Source organism: Bizionia paragorgiae, from assembly GCF_900107625.1.
Taxonomy (GTDB): Bacteria; Bacteroidota; Bacteroidia; order Flavobacteriales; family Flavobacteriaceae; genus Bizionia; species Bizionia paragorgiae.
Window position 1 is genome coordinate 52345 of sequence record NZ_FNQK01000006.1, and the last position, 19135, is coordinate 71479.

At 35.7% G+C, this 19135-nt stretch carries 12 protein-coding genes; 2 read left to right on the forward strand and 10 right to left on the reverse strand.

Translation table 11 applies throughout. The features are described 5' to 3' along the window. Positions 1-7 precede the first annotated feature (7 nt). The 9 genes from BLV64_RS05525 to BLV64_RS14790 all read right to left on the reverse strand — a co-directional run bounded on the left by BLV64_RS05525 (position 8) and on the right by BLV64_RS14790 (position 16934). On the reverse strand, positions 8-2185 hold the full coding sequence (locus BLV64_RS05525) for an ATP-binding protein (protein ID WP_092133201.1): 2178 nt from the start codon (positions 2183-2185) through the stop codon (positions 8-10). Next, on the reverse strand, positions 2182-8007 hold the full coding sequence (locus BLV64_RS05530; protein ID WP_092133202.1) for an ATP-binding protein: 5826 nt from the start codon (positions 8005-8007) through the stop codon (positions 2182-2184). The genes BLV64_RS05525 and BLV64_RS05530 overlap by 4 nt, the downstream gene beginning before the upstream one ends. Positions 8008-8018: 11 nt before the next feature. Then, entirely contained in the window at positions 8019-8411 is a 393-nt protein-coding gene (locus BLV64_RS14465) for a hypothetical protein (protein ID WP_143034134.1), read from the reverse strand. 246 nt (positions 8412-8657) lie between these two features. Further along, positions 8658-10466, reverse strand: a complete 1809-nt coding sequence (locus tag BLV64_RS05535; protein WP_092133203.1) for an acyl-CoA dehydrogenase family protein — start codon at positions 10464-10466, stop codon at positions 8658-8660. A 27-nt stretch (positions 10467-10493) separates the two neighbouring features. After that, a complete protein-coding gene (locus BLV64_RS05540; protein WP_092133204.1) occupies positions 10494-11684 on the reverse strand; it encodes an acetyl-CoA C-acyltransferase in 1191 nt (396 codons plus the stop codon). An 81-nt stretch (positions 11685-11765) separates the two neighbouring features. After that, positions 11766-14174: a 3-hydroxyacyl-CoA dehydrogenase/enoyl-CoA hydratase family protein gene (locus BLV64_RS05545; RefSeq protein WP_092133205.1), complete on the reverse strand. Its 2409-nt coding sequence runs from the start codon at positions 14172-14174 to the stop codon at positions 11766-11768. Positions 14175-14179: 5 nt separating this feature from the next. After that, positions 14180-14629: a MarR family winged helix-turn-helix transcriptional regulator gene (locus BLV64_RS05550; RefSeq protein WP_092133206.1), complete on the reverse strand. Its 450-nt coding sequence runs from the start codon at positions 14627-14629 to the stop codon at positions 14180-14182. Between the two features lie 128 nt (positions 14630-14757). Further along, entirely contained in the window at positions 14758-16527 is a 1770-nt protein-coding gene (locus tag BLV64_RS05555; RefSeq protein WP_092133207.1) for an AMP-dependent synthetase/ligase, read from the reverse strand. A gap of 278 nt (positions 16528-16805) precedes the next feature. After that, entirely contained in the window at positions 16806-16934 is a 129-nt protein-coding gene (locus BLV64_RS14790) for a hypothetical protein (protein ID WP_262484276.1), read from the reverse strand. A 100-nt stretch (positions 16935-17034) separates the two neighbouring features. Here BLV64_RS14790 and BLV64_RS05560 point away from each other — a divergent pair, with 100 nt between their 5' ends. Both BLV64_RS05560 and BLV64_RS05565 read left to right on the forward strand, forming a co-directional pair. Then, entirely contained in the window at positions 17035-17592 is a 558-nt protein-coding gene (locus BLV64_RS05560; protein WP_092133208.1) for a hypothetical protein, read from the forward strand. Next, positions 17589-18035 (forward strand): hypothetical protein, encoded by a 447-nt coding sequence (locus BLV64_RS05565; RefSeq protein ID WP_092133209.1) that lies wholly within the window; start codon positions 17589-17591, stop codon positions 18033-18035. Before BLV64_RS05560 ends, BLV64_RS05565 begins: the two co-directional genes overlap by 4 nt. Before the next feature lie 223 nt (positions 18036-18258). Here the strand turns inward: BLV64_RS05565 and BLV64_RS05570 are convergent, their stop codons facing one another. Beyond that, a complete protein-coding gene (locus tag BLV64_RS05570) occupies positions 18259-19062 on the reverse strand; it encodes a helix-turn-helix domain-containing protein (RefSeq protein WP_092133210.1) in 804 nt (267 codons plus the stop codon). Between the last annotated feature and the right edge of the window lie 73 nt (positions 19063-19135).

Genomic DNA, 19135 nt, shown 5'->3' on the forward strand with positions numbered 1-19135 from the left:
ATAGTGTTTATATTGGTAAAATAATTTTGAATTTTGTAAATGAATTATCACCTTGTTTAGAGTCTATCTGCAAGTGGCCACCATGAGATTTTACGATATCATTTGAAATGGAAAGACCAAGACCAGTGCCTTCAGTACCTCGTTTGGTAGTGAAAAAAGGCATGAGTATTTTGTCTTTAAAATCTTGGGGTATTCCATTCCCATTATCTTCAACTTCTATAACGACATTCTGATGATCTTCATAAGTTCTTACCGTTAGTTTTGGATGATAATTCTCTGATGAGTCTTTATCTTTTATCCGCTCGTACATGGCATCGAAGGCATTGTTAGAAAGATTGAGAATAACACGACTCACATCTTCCATAATTACAGCTGGTTTTTTTAGGGTGTCATCCAACTGAAAATCTAAAGTCACGTTAATGGCCTTTTTGCCAGCTCTCATGGCGTGAAATGATAGATTAATATATTCTTTAAGCATAGCATTAATATCGGTAGGTTCCTTAATGCCATTCCCTCCGCGGCTATGTAATAGCATGGATTTTACAATGCTATCGGCTCGCGTTCCGTGCTGGTGTATTTTCTTTTGGTTCGATACGACGTCTTCTAATAGGCCTATTATATCTTCTTTTTCGGGACTAGAAGGCACTTTTTCTAACTCTACATGAATTTCATCAATGAGTTCTAAGTTTAGTTCAGAAAAATTATTGACAAAATTTAAAGGATTTTTAATCTCATGTGCGATTCCAGCTGCGAGTTGACCTAAGGAGGCTAATTTTTCTGATTGAATCAATTGAGATTGAGTCGCCTTTAATTCGTTAAGAGAGTGTTTTAATTTGTTGTTAGACTCGGCTAAAGCATGTTGCTTATTGGCAAGTTCTTTATTAAGTAATGCAAGCGCTTTTCTTTTCTTACGTATATTCCTAATTGTAAAATACATGCCGAAGAGAATAATTCCCAATAATGCCGCTAGACTGATATATAAAAGTTGTGTTTTACGCTGACGGTCTATGGTCGCGTCTTGAGATTCTATGGTTTCATCTTTTTTAGCCGATTCGTATTTTATTTGTAGTTCCGATTCAAGCTGCTCAATAATTTGTTCTAGCTCCTTAACACGAGCTTCAGAATACAGTTGTTCGTATTTCAATGCCTCTTTATACTGTTCTAAAGCTTCGTAAGAGCCTGAAGTATGTGCGTAGTTTTCCTTAAGGTTAGGAGTGTTGCCGCTTTTTTTCATTAAGTCTATAGCATCTAAAGTATATGGTAGTGCTTCACTGTGTTTCTCTTGCAACCTATATACATGTCCAATATTTCCTAATGCCGGAATTATACCTTGACTTAGGTTGTGCTTTTTGGCAATTTCTAAACACTTTTTATACTCTGTAATAGCGTCGTCATAACGCTTCATGTATTTATATATATTTCCCCTCGTATTATAGTTTCTCGCCAATTCTGGTTCTCCGCTTCCTGCATTTTTTAACAAGTTTATGGAATTGTTTATGTCATTAAGCGCGTCGTCATAGCGCTCTAGAATTAAAAGATTATCTGCTTTATACCTATAGCTCTTTGCCAATTCCTTGGGGTCATTCAATTCCTTTAGAATAGTGATGGCTTTTTGACAATACTCGGCACCTTCTGCATATTTTTCTTGAAAATATAAAAGATCACATAGTCTTGTATAGCTTTTGGCAATGCCTAATTGGTTGTTAATTGCTTCAAACGATTCTAATGCTTTAAAGTTTTCGGTCATGGCTTTGCCATACAGTCCTCTTTGCTTATAAGCCGTTTCTTTTTTTAAGAAGGTTTCGGCTTCAAGTAGAGGGAGTTTATGTGTTTTAGAAATTTTTTCAGCCTGATCTAAATAGTAAATCGTAGAATCTAAGGTGGGGTTTCTAGTGTGCCAAGTGGCAAGATTGTGATACGCTTTTATAAGTTGAGCGTTATTCTGAGTTTGCTTTGCTAGGGTTAAAACTCTAAACATAGAATTTCGGAATTGTATAGAGTCGGTAATAGTACCCTGAAGTTGTTCTGAAATAGAGGATAGCATGCTTTCAATATTTTGATTGCTTTCTGCTGAAGGTTGTTGTGAAAAACCACTAGCGCCAATTAATAAAAGGATTATTAATTGACAGTATTTCTGCAAAAGGCAACCAAATATAGATGTGTTAGTGTGTCGTATATTTTTCATCGGTCTGAAAGTGTTGATGCTGTTAGTGGTAAATGAATGGTGAATTCTGTGCTTTCCCCTTCAATGGTATTCACGGTTAATTCCCCATCGTGTGCTTTTATAATATCATAGCTCATGCTCAATCCTAAACCGGTTCCTTTTCCTGTTGGTTTTGTCGTAAAAAAAGGTTGGAAAATTTTATCTATTATATGTTTAGGTATGCCGTTACCATTGTCTTTTACGGTAATTGTTACTTTGTCTTTTAGATTCTTTGTACTCACAGATACTGTTGGTTTATAGTCTTTATCTTCTGTGCCGGTGCTTTTTTCATCAACGGCATAAAACGCATTAGTAAATAAATTTAGTACCACGCGACCAAATTCCTGGGGAATCACTTTTACAGGTTTGATGCTCTCGTCGTAATTTGTTTTAAGATGTGCGTTAAACGATTTGTCTTTTGCTCTTAATCCGTGATAGGCCAATCTAAAATACTCATCTGCCAATGCATTAATATTTGTTGGTTCTTTTTGGTTTCCACTAGCACGACTGTGTTGTAACATACCTTTTACAATGCCATCGGCACGTTTTCCATGATGGTTTATTTTTTCAAGGTTTTTAATCACATCATTCATTAAAGCTTTTACTTCCTTCATATCACCATTTTCAATTTCCTCTTTCATTTCTTCTAAGAGTTCTTTACTTACTTCAGAGAAATTATTAACGAAGTTTAATGGGTTTTGAATTTCGTGTGCGATCCCTGCTGTCAATTCTCCAAGGGAAGCCATTTTCTCGGATTGTATTAATTGCTTTTGTGTAAGCTGAAGGTCGGTTAAGGTTTCCTCTAGACGTAATTTTTCGCTTAAAAGTTTGGCTGATTGTTCTTCCTTTACCTGTAGATCTTTAAAACGTTGGTATGCAAAGGTGAATACATTTCGGAAACGATCTAAAATAGACTTTTCATCTTTGTTTAATGAACCAAAATTTGATATCCCTATAGCGCCATTTCCAAAAGCATACAGTAAGTAGGATAGACTATCGGTTTTAAGTAATCGTGGGTCTTCTGCTTCGCCATTTTTTCTTCGCATGTCAATAAGATCCTGTAGTTGTTGTCCTTTAAGTGTCATTTCTGAAAAACCATCGGTGGTCTCAGCTATAACCCGCACTTGTTCGTCAAGTGTAGGGTCGTCATCGTAGGACATAAGAGTAACCGAGCCCCCCATTTCGTGGGAATAGTCGTAGTCTAAAAACGTTTTATCATCTTCATTATTTACATCTATAATTACATTGCGAATGTTGTTAAACTCTAATTCTATTAGCTGCTCGTACAGCGCTTTTGCTATATGTAGTAATTCTGTAGATTCGTTTATACTAAGAGCAACAGAACGCACTTTTTCTAAAGCTGCTTCAATTTTAGCCTCCCTTGCCTGTGCTTCTGTGTTGGAGATTTCAGTATATCTTTGGTAAGCAAAGGTAAAAACGTTCCTGAATCGTTTTAAAAGTGATTTTTGTTCATCGCTTAGTATTCCGAAGTTGGAAATTCCAATAGCTCCGTTTCCAAAGGAATAGAGATTGTAAGTAAGGTGTTGGGTGTTTCTAAGTCTCGGATCGTCTTTTTCACCATTGCGTAGTCGGGTTTCAATAAGCTCTTCTATTTGTTTGCCTTTTAATTCAATTTCAAAAAAAGCATCGTTACTCGATTCAACTTTTTTAATTTGTTGCTCAATAACAGGGTCCCCATAAAATGAAAATTTGGTTATAGCGCTTGACATATCATGAGAGTAGTCGTAGTCTAGAAACGTTTCATCATCATTGTGAATGTCAATAATGGCATTACGCATATCGGTAAAACCTAAATCTAGTAATTGCTCATATAATGCCTTGGCAACGTCTAGCATGTCCTCAGATTTTGTTAGGCTTAATGCTACGTTTCTCACTTTTTCTAGTGAAGCTTCAATTTGTGCTTCTTTAGTTTGAGCTTCCGCTTTTTGTAAATCGATAAAACGTTGGTAGGCTCTTCCAAATTCATTGGCAAATTTTATAACAATGCGTTCTTCTTCATCTGTCGCTGGTCGGGTTTGATTTATACCTAGATAACCAAAAGGATGTTTTCCAGCGGTATGGTAAATACCATCCGGATAGTCCTCTGGCGTAATTTTAAAGTTTTCGGGCATGGAAGCAAAGGATTCGTGAAATACCTCCCAAACTTCAGGAAGCTGTTCTTTAGCGAAATGCAGTTTATTTACAGCAAAAGGATTGTCGGCTTTCCACTGGTTAACGGTTTCTGTCCAGTTGTCCATAGCATCGAGAGCAATTGTTTGTTTTCCAAAACTTCTATCTCCGTACTTTCCTGTTTCACGAAAAATAAAGCTGTTGTTTTCAAAATCAAAAACAGTCATGTTTGTAGACATAGGTAGAATGCCTATGTCATCAAATTGCCCACATAACACTGTTAATACGTCGTCTATACCTTCTGAGTTATGCATAGACATAGCTTTCGCTCTTACACGTTCTAGGGATAACTGTATTTGGGATTCTCTGGCTTGAGCTTCAGATTTATTTAAGTCTAAGAAACGTGCGTACGTTTGTTCGAAAACTTTTGTAAATCGCGCCAATAAATTCTCTTCTTTTTTAGTCAGATTGGAGTTGCAAACCAGATGTAAGTACCCATGAGAAAAATTAAAGCAATAAAATACGGTGGGGTCTGGAAACTGATTAAGAACCATCTCTTCTGCCTCTTTTGAATTAAAGGTGGTAATAGCATATTCAAGATGTTTTCTTCGTTCTTTACCTTCAACAGTTTGGTGAAATACGGTTTGTTGTTTTTTCCATGCCTCATAACGTGCGTCAAAATGAGCATCACCAGTTAAAGGAAGAAAAAATAAATCTAAAGAATCGCCGCCAGGATTAGTAACCCATGTCTCTTGTTTCTTGGTATTTTCATTTATTTCCACGTAACCGCAAGTAACGAAGTTGGTCACTCCAAGAGCAATGAGCTCCTTATATAAAAGAACAACAACAGCTTTTACTTCTTCTCCTTTTTGCATAGCCATAGTACGGCTTCTCACTTTCTCCAGGGCTGTTTCTATTTGTGCTTCTCTTGCTTGTGCTTCAGATTTTTGGAGATCTAAAAAGCGCGTATAGGTTTGCTGAAATACCTTACCAAAACGTTTAAAAACATCCCAATCCTTAGGTACAGGTTCATAGGTGATAAACATGAGGTAGCCATGTGTAAAATAGATGATATGAAAAATCTGAAACGTTGGTAGCGCAATACCTTTTAGCTTAAAGTCTTCAAGAACATCTCTAATACCAGGAAGTGTTTTCATAAAGTCATAATGTTTAACTAACTTTTTACCACCTAATTCTGAAACGTGAAAACTCTTTTTATCTCTATGAGGATTATAAAAATCATAGCCTTCACCAATTGTAGGTAAAGAGAATCCTTTTTGAATTTCACCTTCGCTACTCATGTTACACCATACATTTTTTTTGTCTTTGTCTTCCCAAATACAATAACCAGCACTCCATGCCGGGATTCCTAGTGCTTGAACTTGAAGAAAAAGGTTATTAGCAGCTTCTGATAACTCGCTACTGCTTTGCATAGCCATTGTACGAGATCGGACTTTTTCTAACGCCATTTCTATTTGAGCTTCTCTAGCTTGTTCTTCCGCTTGTTTTAAATCTAGGTGACGCGTAAAGGAAAGGTGAAATACTTCTCCAAAACGCTTCATTAATAGTTTTTTGTCCTCAGTGAACTCGGTATCACTGAATGCGAAAAGTCCTCCTGCAGGAAAAACAACGACATGGTAGTATTGAGTTGTTAATTGGTTATTATCATTAGGGGCAGTGACTGGAAGGTTAGAACTTGCAACAACCTGGTAATACTTTTCAAGATCTTTATTTTTTAGGGTATAAGAAAAATCTACTTGCTTTTGCCATGCCTTGTAGATTCCGTCTAGAAGAGGATGACCTTCAAGTTTTTCATCTCCAGATAAATGAGAGGTTTCCTTGTTGTTATGGGATGAAGTGGTCCAAACATTTACATAATTAGATTGGTCATTAAAAATGCCAATACCACAACGCACCGTGTTAAACTCTAATTGTTTTAATTCTGAAAAAACAATGTCTACAGCCTTAGTAAGATCATCACTTTTATGCATAGACATTGCGCAAGATCTTACACGTTCTAAAGCAGCTTCTATCTGTGCTTCTCTAGCTTGCGCTTCAAATTTTTGAAGGTCTAAAAAGCGCGTGTACGTTTGCTCGAAAACTTTGGCAAAACGTTTAAAAACAGCATACGCATCTGGAACAGGCTCTCGGGTAATAAACAATAAGTAGCCATATTTGAAATAGGCGACATGATCTATTTGATAGGTTGGGAAGCTAGTATTAGTTTTCTTTAAGTTTTTTAAGACATCGCCAATAATAGGAAGCGAACTCATATATTCATAATGCGACAGACATTCCTCACCATTAAACACCTTAATTAATAATGATTTACCCTCTTGACCATTTTGGTAATATTCCTTAAATATTCCTTTATGAGGAACAGTATATGTAGGTAATACACCAGCTTCATTTCCAAACCATTCCGTAGATTCGTTTTCTCCGTAAATATTGAAAGCACAGCCCCAAGTTTTAATTCCTAAACCTCGTACTTGTTGATCTAATAAGAATGATGCTTCTTGTAATTCATCACTATGTTTCATGGCCATGGTACGGCCTCTTACTTTTTCTAAGGCTAATTCTATCTCAACCTCTCTGGCTTGATGTTCGGCTTTTTGTAAGTCTAAGAAACGTCGATGAGCTAGGTCAAACGCACCGGCAAATAGTATTAAAATATTTAAATCTTCTACGGGTGGATTTTTGACGATTCCAGGTAGACTATAACCAATCTCTCCGTGTGTGGTACGCGCCATTATAAAAGTTAATCCACCAATATCCCTTATGTTTTCGTGACTAGGTGCTTGAGGATCACTATTTTTAAAATCTCCCAATTGCATCATCTTATCCACATAATTAATGGCTTTTTCTGTATCCATAGCATATACAACGGTAGGTTCATTACTCTTTTCCCATTTTGCTAATAATGGAATATCTCCATGAATATGTTTGGGCAGTTCCATAACAAAACCAATTTTAGAACCATCGCCACTGGTCATGGCTTTTTCATATTTTTCTGGTAACCACATCATATGCCAAAAGTAATGCGCTTCATGACCTAGTTTATTGAATTCATTACGCATGGTGACTACAATATCGAGTAGGTCAGAAGGCTGTTTCATCGCAACGGCTTGTGCTCTGATGCGTTCTAAAGCGCCTTCAATTTCAAGTTCACGATTCTTGGTTTCCAGCTCAAAAGTTCTACGTTTTATGGCATCACGAAGCTCTTGGTTTTCTAGATTTACTTTATCAAATCCGATGGTTTCTCCATTGCTTGTTTTAGAATCTGTAGTCGAAAAATGCTGGTGTATAAATTTCCATTCGTTTTCTTTATTCTTCATTACCGATGAAAATCGAAATCGTCCGTAATAACTCCAATCTTCACCATTTATAAACCAGCCATCAAATAGATGTGTTATAAAAATTAAATCGTTAAACTTTTCGATGATTTTAGTTTCATTTCTTAAATCGCATTTTCCAGCCAATTGATCGCTAGTCGCTTTAAAGAAGTTTGTGGTTTCTTTCTTGTTTAAGTATTCTTCATTATCAGTCGACCCGATAAAGTGATAGGTGTCGTCAAAATAGGAGTCATAGGTTACTATATCACCATTTAAATAGCTGTATAACCAAGTGTTATAGCTATTTAGAACCTCTTTTTCTAAAGTATTGGTGAGTTGCATAGTGTACTGGTTTAGGAGGATATTAATGATGAATTGTACACTTTTACTTTGTGCGTTGTGCGTATACTTTGACCTAAGCCAAAAGCTACACTTTGTGATAAGGGATTCGTTGAAAACACCTTATGGTATTGGATAAGATGAATTGCCTTTTTGACTAAGCGCTTTAAATTGCAGGTATGGGAATTCGCTAAAGTAGGGGTAAGAAGTAGGGGATTAATAGTGTGATGGAAACGGTATACTTTTCTACCTGTATGGGTATAACTTACAGCTAAAAGTAAATTGAAGTGTTGTGTATTCGAGAGTAGTACAAGTTCTAAACACAGCTTTAAAACATCTTTAACAAAATGTTTAAAGGCTTCTATAATCCCTTGGGATGACTGTCCCATTATTGACTTTACTTTCATAGAAATGTGAATAATACATTAACTAAACTATTAAGTGCTATTAATCAATTTAGGGGCGGGAGTCTTAAATTTAGTGAAAAGGAGTCGATTTAGCTAGTAAAAGTTTATAAGATATTGTAAATCAGAATGCTGTGGTGGAAAAGGTGTTTTTTGGAATTAAAATTGGAGATATAAAAAAAAAGCCAATTCTTCTCAATATTAATATTGATAGAATTGGCTTTTTATAAGTTTTACTTGTTCTAAAGTTTAGAAGTCGTATTTATTATCTGCTTTAATACGCTCAGCAATTTCGTTACGTAAATCAACGATATCTGGGTAGTTAGCATATTTTGTAAAACGCTTTAATCCCATAAGCATCATACGTTGCTCGTCACCTTCAGCAAAAGAGATAATACTTTCTTTTCCTTTTTTCTCGATGATATCTACAGCGTTATATAAGTATAGTTTAGACATCGCTATTTGAACAGCTTGTTTGTCTTCACCAAAGCGCTTAGCATTTTTCTCGGTTCTTAAAATTGCTGATTCAGCCATATAGATTTCAATTAAGATGTCGGCAGCAGCAATTAATAACTGTTGGTGCTCTTCTAATTGCGGACCAAATTTTTGTACAGCAGCTCCAGCCACCATTAAGAATGTTTTCTTAAGTTTTGCAATCATTTCCTTTTCTTCAGAAAATAATTCAGAATAGTCAGGGGTATCAAAAGAAGGGATACCCATTAATTCACTTTGAACAGCTTGAGCAGGACCTAATAAATCTACGTGACCTTTCATCGCTTTCTTTACTAGCATACCAACACATAACATTCTGTTAATTTCGTTAGTTCCTTCGTAAATACGTGCAATTCTAGCATCTCTCCAAGCGGCTTCCATAGGGGTTTCCTCTGAGAATCCCATACCTCCAAAAATTTGGATTCCTTCATCTGCACAATTCTGTACATCTTCAGAAACGGCTACTTTAAGAATAGAACATTCAATAGCATATTCTTCAACACCTTTTAGCTCCGCTTCTTGGTGTGTGTTTCCAGCAGCCTCACGCATAGCGATTCTGTCCTCAATGTTTTTAGAAGCTCTATAGGTAGCAGACTCTCCTACGTAAGCGTTAGTTGCCATTTCAGCAAGTTTCACTTTAATAGCACCAAAGTCAGCGATAGGCGTTTTAAATTGTTTACGCTCGTTTGCATAGTTAACAGCAGTTGTTAAAATTCGTCTTTGAGAATCTAAACAAGCAGCAGCTAATTTAATACGTCCAATGTTTAGGGCGTTCATAGCGATTTTAAATCCTTCACCACGACCAGCTAACATGTTTTCTGCAGGAACTACTGTGTCATTAAAAAACACCTGACGTGTAGAAGACGCACGAATTCCTAATTTGTGTTCTTCTTCACCTAAAGTAATTCCGTTAGGGTTATTTTTATCGTATTCTACAATAAAACCAGTAATATTTTTGTCATCTTCAATACGTGCAAAAACAATCATCAAGCTACAGAAACCTGCATTTGATATCCACATTTTTTGTCCGTTGATTTTATAAGACTTTCCATCAGCAGAAAGTTCTGCAGTTGTTTTTCCTGAATTCGCATCCGATCCTGCGCCGGGCTCTGTTAAACAGTACGCACCAAACCATTCTCCTGTTGCTAATTTAGGAACGTATTTTTTCTTTTGCTCTTCAGTACCATAAAGGGTAATTGGCATTGTTCCAATTCCTGTATGTGCACCAAAAGCGGTACTAAAAGAACCGGTACCAGAAGATATATAATCACATGTTAATACGGTTGAAACAAAACCCATTCCTAATCCTTCATAAGCTTCAGGAACAGCAACTCCTAAAAATCCAAGTTCACCAGCTTTACGCATTACCTCTTCGGTTAACGCATAATCTTTAGCTTCAAATCGTGCTCTATTTGCAATGATTTCACGATCGTTGAACTCCATTACAGCCTCCTTCATCATTGTTTGTTCTTCTGAAAAATCTTCAGGAGTAAAAACGTCTTCACATTGTGTTTCTTTTACTAAGAATTGACCTCCACGAAGGATGTCTTTTTCTAAATCTGCCATTTTATAGTATTGTATTAAGTTCTTTGATTAGTTTAAAAATTCGAATATTCCACATGCACCTTGACCTGTACCTACGCACATAGTTACGGCACCATATTTTCCTTGCATGTTTCGCTGACGCATTTCGTCGAATAACTGCACAGATAATTTAGAACCGGTACAACCTAGTGGGTGACCTAAGGCAATTGCCCCACCATTCACGTTAATGATATCTGGATTAAGATCTAACTCTCTAATTACAGCTAAAGACTGTGAAGCAAAAGCTTCGTTTAACTCGATTAAAGATAAATCGTCTTGTTTTAATCCTGCTTGTTTTAAAGCCTTCGGAATTGCTTTTACTGGTCCGATACCCATAATACGGGGCTCGACACCTGCTGCTGCATAATTTACTAAGCGCGCAATTGGTTCAAGATTTAATTCTTTTACCATGTCTTCACTCATAATCATAACAAAGGCAGCACCATCACTCATTTGTGAGGAGTTACCGGCAGTTACACTACCGTTAGCAGCAAATACTGGACGCAATTTTGCTAAAGCGTCTTTACTAGTTCCTGCACGTGGTCCTTCGTCTTTAGTTACTGTATACGATTTTGTAGCTCTTTTTCCGTTAGCATCAATATAAGTTTGTTCTACGTCAATAGGCACAATTTGATTTTGAAAACGATTTTCAGCTTGCGCTTTTAAAGCTTTCATGTGTGAGTTAAAGGCAAATTCATCTTGATCTTCTCGAGATACGTTGAATTGTTTTGCTACTGCTTCAGCAGTATTTCCCATTCCCCAATAATAATCTTCATGACCAGCTTTTACTGTATCATAATTTAATTCTGGTTTAAAACCGGTCATAGGTACAGCGCTCATGCTTTCTGCTCCTCCAGCAATAATACAATCTGCCATTCCTGCTTGGATTTTGGCAGTTGCAATTCCGATAGTTTCTATACCTGAAGCACAGAAACGATTTACGGTTACACCAGGTACATCTACACTATCTAATCCGATTAAGGAAATAAAACGTGCCATATTTAATCCTTGTGCACCTTCAGGCATGGCGTTTCCAACGATGACATCGTCAATACGCTTTTTATCCAAATTTGGAAGTTCCTTCATCATGTACTGAATGGTTTCAGCCGCTAATTCATCGGTTCTTTTAAAACGGAACACACCTTTTGGAGCTTTACCAACTGCGGTTCTGTATGCTTTTACTATATATGCTGTTTTCATTTGTTTTAGTATTTAGTTGTTAGTAATTAGTATTTAGTGATATTTTCATCCTTAGTACTAATTCCTTATTACTATCCGCAACTAGTTGCGAAGTGGTTTCCCTTTTGTTAACATGTGTTGGATTCTTTCTAAAGTCTTACGTTCTGTACATAAGCTTAAGAAGGCTTCACGCTCTAAATCCAATAAATACTGTTCTGTAACGCGCGTAGGTTCTGATAAATCACCACCTGCCATAACATAAGCAAGTTTATTTGCGATTTTCATATCGTGCTCAGAGATGTAGTTCGAATCTTGCATAGAATCTGTTCCTACTAAGAACATACCTAAGGCTTGTTTACCAAGAACTAAAATGTCATCTCTGCGAACAGGTTGTGTGTAACCTGAATCGGCCATTAATCTTGCGTGTTGCTTAGCAACTGCTATTTGGCGGTCTTTATTTACCACAACGATATCTTTTCCTTCTTGTAAAAGGTTTAAGTCGAAAGCTTCATAAGCAGAAGTTGATACTTTTGCCATCCCAATAGTTAAGAAATGCTCTTGTAAAATGTTTAATTGCACATCTCCTTTTTGGAAAAGGTCCTGCGCTCTTAAAGCCATTTCTTTAGAACCACCACCTCCAGGGATTACACCAACACCAAATTCTACTAGTCCCATATAGGTTTCTGCTGCTGCAACTACTTTATCTGCGTGTAATGAAATTTCACATCCACCACCTAAAGCCATTCCATGTGGAGCAGAGATAGTTGGTATTGCAGAATAACGCATACGCATCATCGTGTCTTGGAAGTATTTAATAGCCATGTTAAGCTCGTCGTACTCTTGTTCTGCAGCCATCATGAAAATCATTCCGATGTTCGCTCCAACAGAGAAGTTAGGACCTTGGTTACCGACTACTAAACCGTCGAAATCTTTTTCAGCTAAGTCAATAGCTTTATTTAAACCAGCTAAAACATCACCACCAATCGTATTCATTTTAGATTGGAATTCAACATTAAGGATTCCATCTCCTAAATCCTCAACAACAACTCCCGAGTTTTTAAAGACTTCGTTTGTTTTACGAATATTATCTAAGATGATAAATGCATCTTGACCAGGAACTTTAGTTTGTTTTTTACTAGGAATGTCGTAGAAATAAGTAGCGCCTTCTTTTACTGTATAGAACGAGGTGTTTCCTGAAGCTATCATGTCATTAACCCAAGCAGCAGGCTCTAAACCTTCGGCTTTCATTAATTCGATACCTTTTTCAACGCCAATAGCATCCCAGATTTGGAAAGGACCATGTTCCCATCCGAAACCTGCTTTCATGGCATCGTCAATTTTATATAATTCATCTGTAATTTCCGGAATACGATTAGATACGTAAGCAAATAGGGCAGTGAAACTTTTTCTGTAAAACTCACCAGCTTTATCTTTTCCTTTAACTAATATTTTAAAACGATCTACAACTTTATCGACTGTTTTAGTCAGTTCTAAAGTAGCAAATTTCGCTTTTTTAGACGGGCGGTATTCTAAAGTGTTTAGGTCTAAAGATAGAATCTCTGAAGATCCGTCTTCTTTTCTTACTTTTTTGTAGAATCCTTGTCCTGTTTTACTACCTAGCCATTTGTTTTCCATCATAGTGTTGATGAAGTCAGGCAATTCAAACAATTCTAAACGTTCATCTTTCGGACAGTTTTCTCTAATACCGTTGGCAACGTGAACTAAAGTATCTAAACCAACAACATCTACCGTACGAAAGGTTGCCGATTTCGGACGACCAATTACTGGTCCTGATAATTTATCAACTTCCTCGATAGTTAAATCTAAATCTTTAACGGCGTGGAATAAACTTTGTATGCTGAAAATACCAATTCTGTTTCCAATAAATGCTGGTGTATCTTTAGCCACAACAGACGTTTTCCCTAAGAATTTTTCACCATATTCATTTAAGAAATCTAATACAGCTTTATCTGTTTTAGGTCCAGGGATGATTTCAAATAATTTTAAGTAACGCGCGGGATTAAAGAAGTGCGTTCCACAGAAATGTTTCTGGAAATCTTCACTACGTCCTTCGCTCATAAACTTAATAGGGATTCCCGATGTATTTGAAGTAATTAGTGTACCAGGAGTTCTGTATTTTTCTAATTTTTCGAATACCTGTTGTTTGATGTCTAATCTTTCAACAACAACTTCCATTATCCAATCTACATCGGCAACCTTAGCGATATCATCTTCTAAGTTACCAGTAGTAATTCTGCTTGCAAATTTTTGATTGTATATAGGAGAGGGTTTCGATTTTAATGAGGCTGTTAAGGCATCATTTACCAATCTGTTTCTTACAACTTTGTCTTCTAAAGTTAATCCTTTTGCTTTTTCTTTATCGGTTAATTCTCTTGGTACAATGTCTAATAATAGTACATCTACACCAATATTGGCAAAATGACAAGCGATACCGCTTCCCATAATTCCGGAACCAATAATAGCTATTTTTTTAATTCTACGTTTGCTCATGTTATTTATGATGTTAGCTTTTGATTGTAAATTTTTTTATTTGAAATCAATTCTGTAATTGTTTCGGTAACTTCTTGAAAGTGTTGCAACTTTTCTTCTGAGATATGCTTTTTAATGGTATTATTAAATGTTAATACACGATCTCGAGAAAACTCTCGCTTTTCCTTTCCGAATTCGGTGAGATAAATTAAAACACCACGTCCGTCTTCAGGATTAGGTTTACGCTCAATTAATCCTAGTTCTTCCATTTTTTTTAAGATACGAGATAAACTCGTTGCTTCCATACCCATTATAGGGCCCAGTGAAGTAGATGGGGTGCCTTTTTCCGGATCTATACTTAATAATGTAAATCCAGTAGCCATTGTAGTATCAAACTTAGCAGCTTCTTCATTATACATTTTATTGACAGCCAGCCAAGTGGTACGTAATAAATAGTCAATGGTTTTTTCTCTCATTCTTTTGTCTTCGTAATTCTATGAATACCAAAGATAAGAAAAAAATACTATGCACGCATAATAAATTATGGAAAATTATTATGAAATTCCAAAAAAAAACTCCTTAATAAATTTAAGGAGTTTTTAGTTTACGGTCTATATATTTTTTCGATAAGGTCTTTGTAAATTTCTTTAATAACCTTACGCTTCATTTTCATAGTAGGGGTGAGGTGTCCTCCTTCAATCGTCCATAAGTCCGGAGTTATTTCAAACTTTTTAATTTGTTCCCAATGACCAAATTTTTCGTTGACTTCATCTATTTCTTCTTGAATACGGTCTCTAAGTATTTGGTTAGAAGTAATCTCCTCTTTGTTTTTAAAGGTAAGTTTACGTCTTTTTGCCCATTCTTCGACAAATTCATAATTAACTTGAATAAGAGCCGCTGGCATTTTCTCGCCTTCTCCAATAACCATGATCTGTTCTATAAATCGAGATTGTTTGAATTTGTTTTCTAATAGAGCAGGGGCTACATATTTACCACCAGATGTTTTAAACATCTCTTTTTTCCTATCCGTGATTTTTAAGAAGCCATCACTATCTATTTCACCAATATCTCCAGTATGGAAATACCCATCTTTAAGGACTTCGGCTGTTTTTTCTTCATCTTTGTAGTAGCCAATCATTACGTTAGGCCCTTTAACTAAAATTTCACCATCACTAGCTATTTTAATTTCAATATTATCAATAGCTTTTCCTACCGTTCCTACTCTAAAACCACCATCCCTCATATCATTCACAGAAATTACTGGAGATGTTTCTGTAAGTCCGTAGCCTTCCATAATAGGTAATTCTGCCGCAGCAAAAACGCGGGTAAGTCTAGGTTGTAAAGCGGCACTACCAGAAACCATAAGGTCTAATTTTCCGCCAAGACCTTCTTTCCATTTACTAAAAATAAGTTTTCGAGCAAGTTTTAATTGGGTTTCGTACCACCACCCATTAGCACCATAGGGTTCATATTTTAAACCTAAGTCTACAGCCCAAAAGAAAAGTGCTTTTTTAATACCAGAAAGGTCAGCACCTTTAGCAACTATTTTATCAAAAACTTTTTCATATAAGCGTGGTACAGCGGTCATAACATGTGGTTGAACCTCTTTTAAATTGTCGCTCATTTTTTCAATGGACTCTGCAAAATAAATTTCTACACCACAATATTGGTATAAATATAGAATCATGCGCTCAAAAACGTGACAAACTGGTAGAAAACTTAATGACTTAGATTGTCCGTAATCGAAAGGTACGCGCTTTTCACTATTAAGTACATTCGATACGATATTTTTGTGGGATAGCATTACTCCCTTTGGTTTACCTGTGGTTCCAGAGGTGTAAATTAAGGTTGCAAGATCGTTTTCATTTACCGCTTCTTTTCTCGCTTCTACTTCGTTTTGGTTACTAGTATCTTCTCCTAGTTTTAAGATATCATTCCAACTCTTTTCATTGGCTACATCATCAAAAGTGTAGACTCCTTTTAGTTTCGTGTTAGCTTTAATCTGGTTTAGTTTTTCTAAAATACTCTCGTCTGAAACAAAACAATAGGTCGCTTCAGAGTGATTTAAGATGTATTCGTAGTCTTCCTTTGATATCGTTGGGTATATGGGTACGTTTTGTGCTCCAGTTTGGAGTATACCAATATCCATGATGTTCCATTCTGTTCTGTTGGTCGTAGAAATAACAGCAATTTTATCATTAGGCTGTACACCTAAGCGAAGTAAACCGCGGCTTATAGCATTTGCTTTATCAATATATTCTTTTGTAGATGTTTTAATCCATTCACCATTAACTTTAGAGACTAAAGCAGCGTCTAAATTATAGGTCTCCAATTGATAGTATGGAAAATCAAAAAGTTTTGTGATTTCTTGCATAGGGATAATTTGTATTGTCGACTTGCAAATTAAGAAAAGGAATGGTTATTTTAAAATTAGATTGACAAAAACATTTATAATTACTTTTATGGTGTTTTATATTTTGTTAGTTATTGTTATTCAGGGCGTTGTGTGCTTATTTGAGTTTTTGTAATAGGTTGTATTATTCTTATTTGTGAGGAATTGTAATCATCTTGAATTAAAAAATTATTAAATTATAGCTAGAAAGCGCCAAGACCTTGTTAAATCTGTGGTCGTATTAAAAAACACATTGCAAATTATTGGTATTCTTTAATTTTAGTTGAAATATTAGTATTTGTTCTTGCTTTTTGTTGTTCCGGTTGCACTAGTTCAATACCTTCAAATTCTAATAGGGATAAAATGGTTTCGGATGTTAAACTTTTCATTAAACCCTGGTTTAAGGGTAGATAAATAGTAATTTTGCATGCTTATTTGCTATTGAAACACTATTGCTTAATACTAAACTCTAGGCTTTCAGCCTTTTTAATGACTAATAAACGAGTAAAACAAGTTACTTTTATCCTCATATTACTAATCCACTTTAGTTATGTTGGGGTGCTACTTTATAGCTATTTAGAAAACCCCTTCATAATAGTAGGGCTTATACTAATTCTTTTAATGTTAGTTGTAACCTATATAAAGAAGCCGGTACGGCCACAGCATAATAGTTTAGACGAAATTCACAGTATTTTTTTCGTGTTTATAGGGGCGTTTTCTACTTACGTATTGCATACCTCTACAGCTTTAAGTGCGGTGCTTGCGGCTAGCATGGTAGGTTTAGTTGTTTCTTTTGTTCCTAATATTTTTAAAAATAATATCACATTACAGTCTATGCCTGCCGCAGTGTATTGTGGTACTTTTGTGGGAATGACAAGTGCTGTGGTGGCGTCTGGATATTTATTTATTTTCTTAGCGAGTTGTATAACAGGTCTTTTGTTGGTGAGTGCTAGTGGTGTCTTTCATAATATGGGAGGTAAGCTGGGCACTTTAGCTTTTGGAGGTGTATTGTTAACTTTTGTCATCACTTTAATAGTAGGCTCATGAATTTTGAAACCATAGTTTTATGTAGTGTTGGAGCTCTTTCGGTTATAGCGACCTTTGTTTTGCATACTAAATACAATCAGAGTGCGGTTCGAGCTTCATCTCTTATCGGCCTCTCGTCTGGTATTACAGTGCTTCTTTTTCAAAGTTTTTTCTCTGAGTACCTTTTTGAACATATACCACTAGTTGCTTTTGGAGCGTCGTTTATTGGAATGGTGTCCTCTTCGGTAGTCTCGAATTATGTTTTATTAGGTGCTGCAGGAGGGTTATTTGCTGTTTTGTTTTTATCAGCAAATTCTGTGTTTAACGGTTTTGGTGGTGGTTTAGGTGTTGCGGCCTGTATTTCGTTATTGGTTGCTTTAGCTCTTTCTGTAATCCTAAGGAAAGAACGTATACAAGGTATTCTAGTAAGGTTAAAGAGTAGGGGGTCTAAAACAGAGAACTAGCCGATCTTTAAAAGTAAGGTAAAAAAAAAGAGCTATATAGATATATAGCCCTTTTACTAATAGATTGATAACAAAACGTTATGTGGTATTAAGTAAATTTAATTATAGTATTAAATGAATCCCTTAACTTTCATTTAATATAAATAAACTTCACATAAGTTTTCTCAAAAATATACAGAATAAAATGAATATTATTGTAAAAATTCGTAAATGCTAAATTATTTTAGCGATTTATGTATTTTTTTATAAAATCGGTCTCGTTAGTAAAGAAGTTTTTTGGCGTTTCGTTCATAAAGAGCTTAAAATCTTTGTAAAAATGAGCTTCATCATAATAGTTATATTTAAAAATCAAGTTTTTTAAATTTATATCCTGATTCTCATATTGCCTCATAAGATTAATAAAGCGTTTTAATTTAATAAAACGTACAGGTGTTAAACCCACTATCTTTTTAAATTGGGATTCCAAGGTTTTTTGGGATATGTTCATATCGCTCAATAATTCACTAACGCTTAAAAGCCCTTTTTTCTTTATTATAGTATTAACTGCTAAATCGATTTGTTGAACGTTAGAATCGTTGACTTTTACTAATGGTTTTAATGCTTTTTCCATAGCTAAAAGTGCTTTTTTACCCGTTACTCCAGTTTCGATTATAGCGGTAATCGTTTCAGATAATTCCTCGGAAACATGTTCGAGTGCAGTGTATTTATTGCTGAATTTGGAAATGTCTGTGTTTAAAAGCTTGTATAATGTTGTAGGGTGTAAGGTAATACCTGCGGCTTTATAGGCATCGTTAATTTCCATATTGTATGCTCTATAGAATTGCCCAGTTAAAATTATCCCATCAACGGTGTAATCATTGTTTGGGGTCTTAGCTCTAAATAGGCCGTCTTTAATATATGTAATCGATGGCATTGCAACTGGAAGTAGTGTTGAGTGGTAGGGGATAATAGAATCTGGGCAATAGACTTCAAAGTATTCGTCTACCAAAGCTCCTTTGGTTGAGGATCGGTGTGAGTTGTAGGTCATTTAAGGGGTTATTAATCTTAATAGCAACTCCAAAAATATTATTATTTTTTGTCTTAAGATGGTTTTAGTCGTA

Bases quoted from the DNA above. Each gene is read 5' to 3' on its own strand.
- BLV64_RS05525 (WP_092133201.1), bottom strand. From the start codon at position 2,185: ATGAAAAATATACGACACACTAACACATCTATATTTGGTTGCCTTTTG.
- BLV64_RS05530 (WP_092133202.1), bottom strand. From the start codon at position 8,007: ATGCAACTCACCAATACTTTAGAAAAAGAGGTTCTAAATAGCTATAAC.
- BLV64_RS14465 (WP_143034134.1), bottom strand. From the start codon at position 8,411: ATGAAAGTAAAGTCAATAATGGGACAGTCATCCCAAGGGATTATAGAA.
- BLV64_RS05535 (WP_092133203.1), bottom strand. From the start codon at position 10,466: ATGGCAGATTTAGAAAAAGACATCCTTCGTGGAGGTCAATTCTTAGTA.
- BLV64_RS05540 (WP_092133204.1), bottom strand. From the start codon at position 11,684: ATGAAAACAGCATATATAGTAAAAGCATACAGAACCGCAGTTGGTAAA.
- BLV64_RS05545 (WP_092133205.1), bottom strand. From the start codon at position 14,174: ATGAGCAAACGTAGAATTAAAAAAATAGCTATTATTGGTTCCGGAATT.
- BLV64_RS05550 (WP_092133206.1), bottom strand. From the start codon at position 14,629: ATGAGAGAAAAAACCATTGACTATTTATTACGTACCACTTGGCTGGCT.
- BLV64_RS05555 (WP_092133207.1), bottom strand. From the start codon at position 16,527: ATGCAAGAAATCACAAAACTTTTTGATTTTCCATACTATCAATTGGAG.
- BLV64_RS14790 (WP_262484276.1), bottom strand. From the start codon at position 16,934: ATGAAAAGTTTAACATCCGAAACCATTTTATCCCTATTAGAATTTGAA.
- BLV64_RS05560 (WP_092133208.1), top strand. From the start codon at position 17,035: ATGACTAATAAACGAGTAAAACAAGTTACTTTTATCCTCATATTACTA.
- BLV64_RS05565 (WP_092133209.1), top strand. From the start codon at position 17,589: ATGAATTTTGAAACCATAGTTTTATGTAGTGTTGGAGCTCTTTCGGTT.
- BLV64_RS05570 (WP_092133210.1), bottom strand. From the start codon at position 19,062: ATGACCTACAACTCACACCGATCCTCAACCAAAGGAGCTTTGGTAGAC.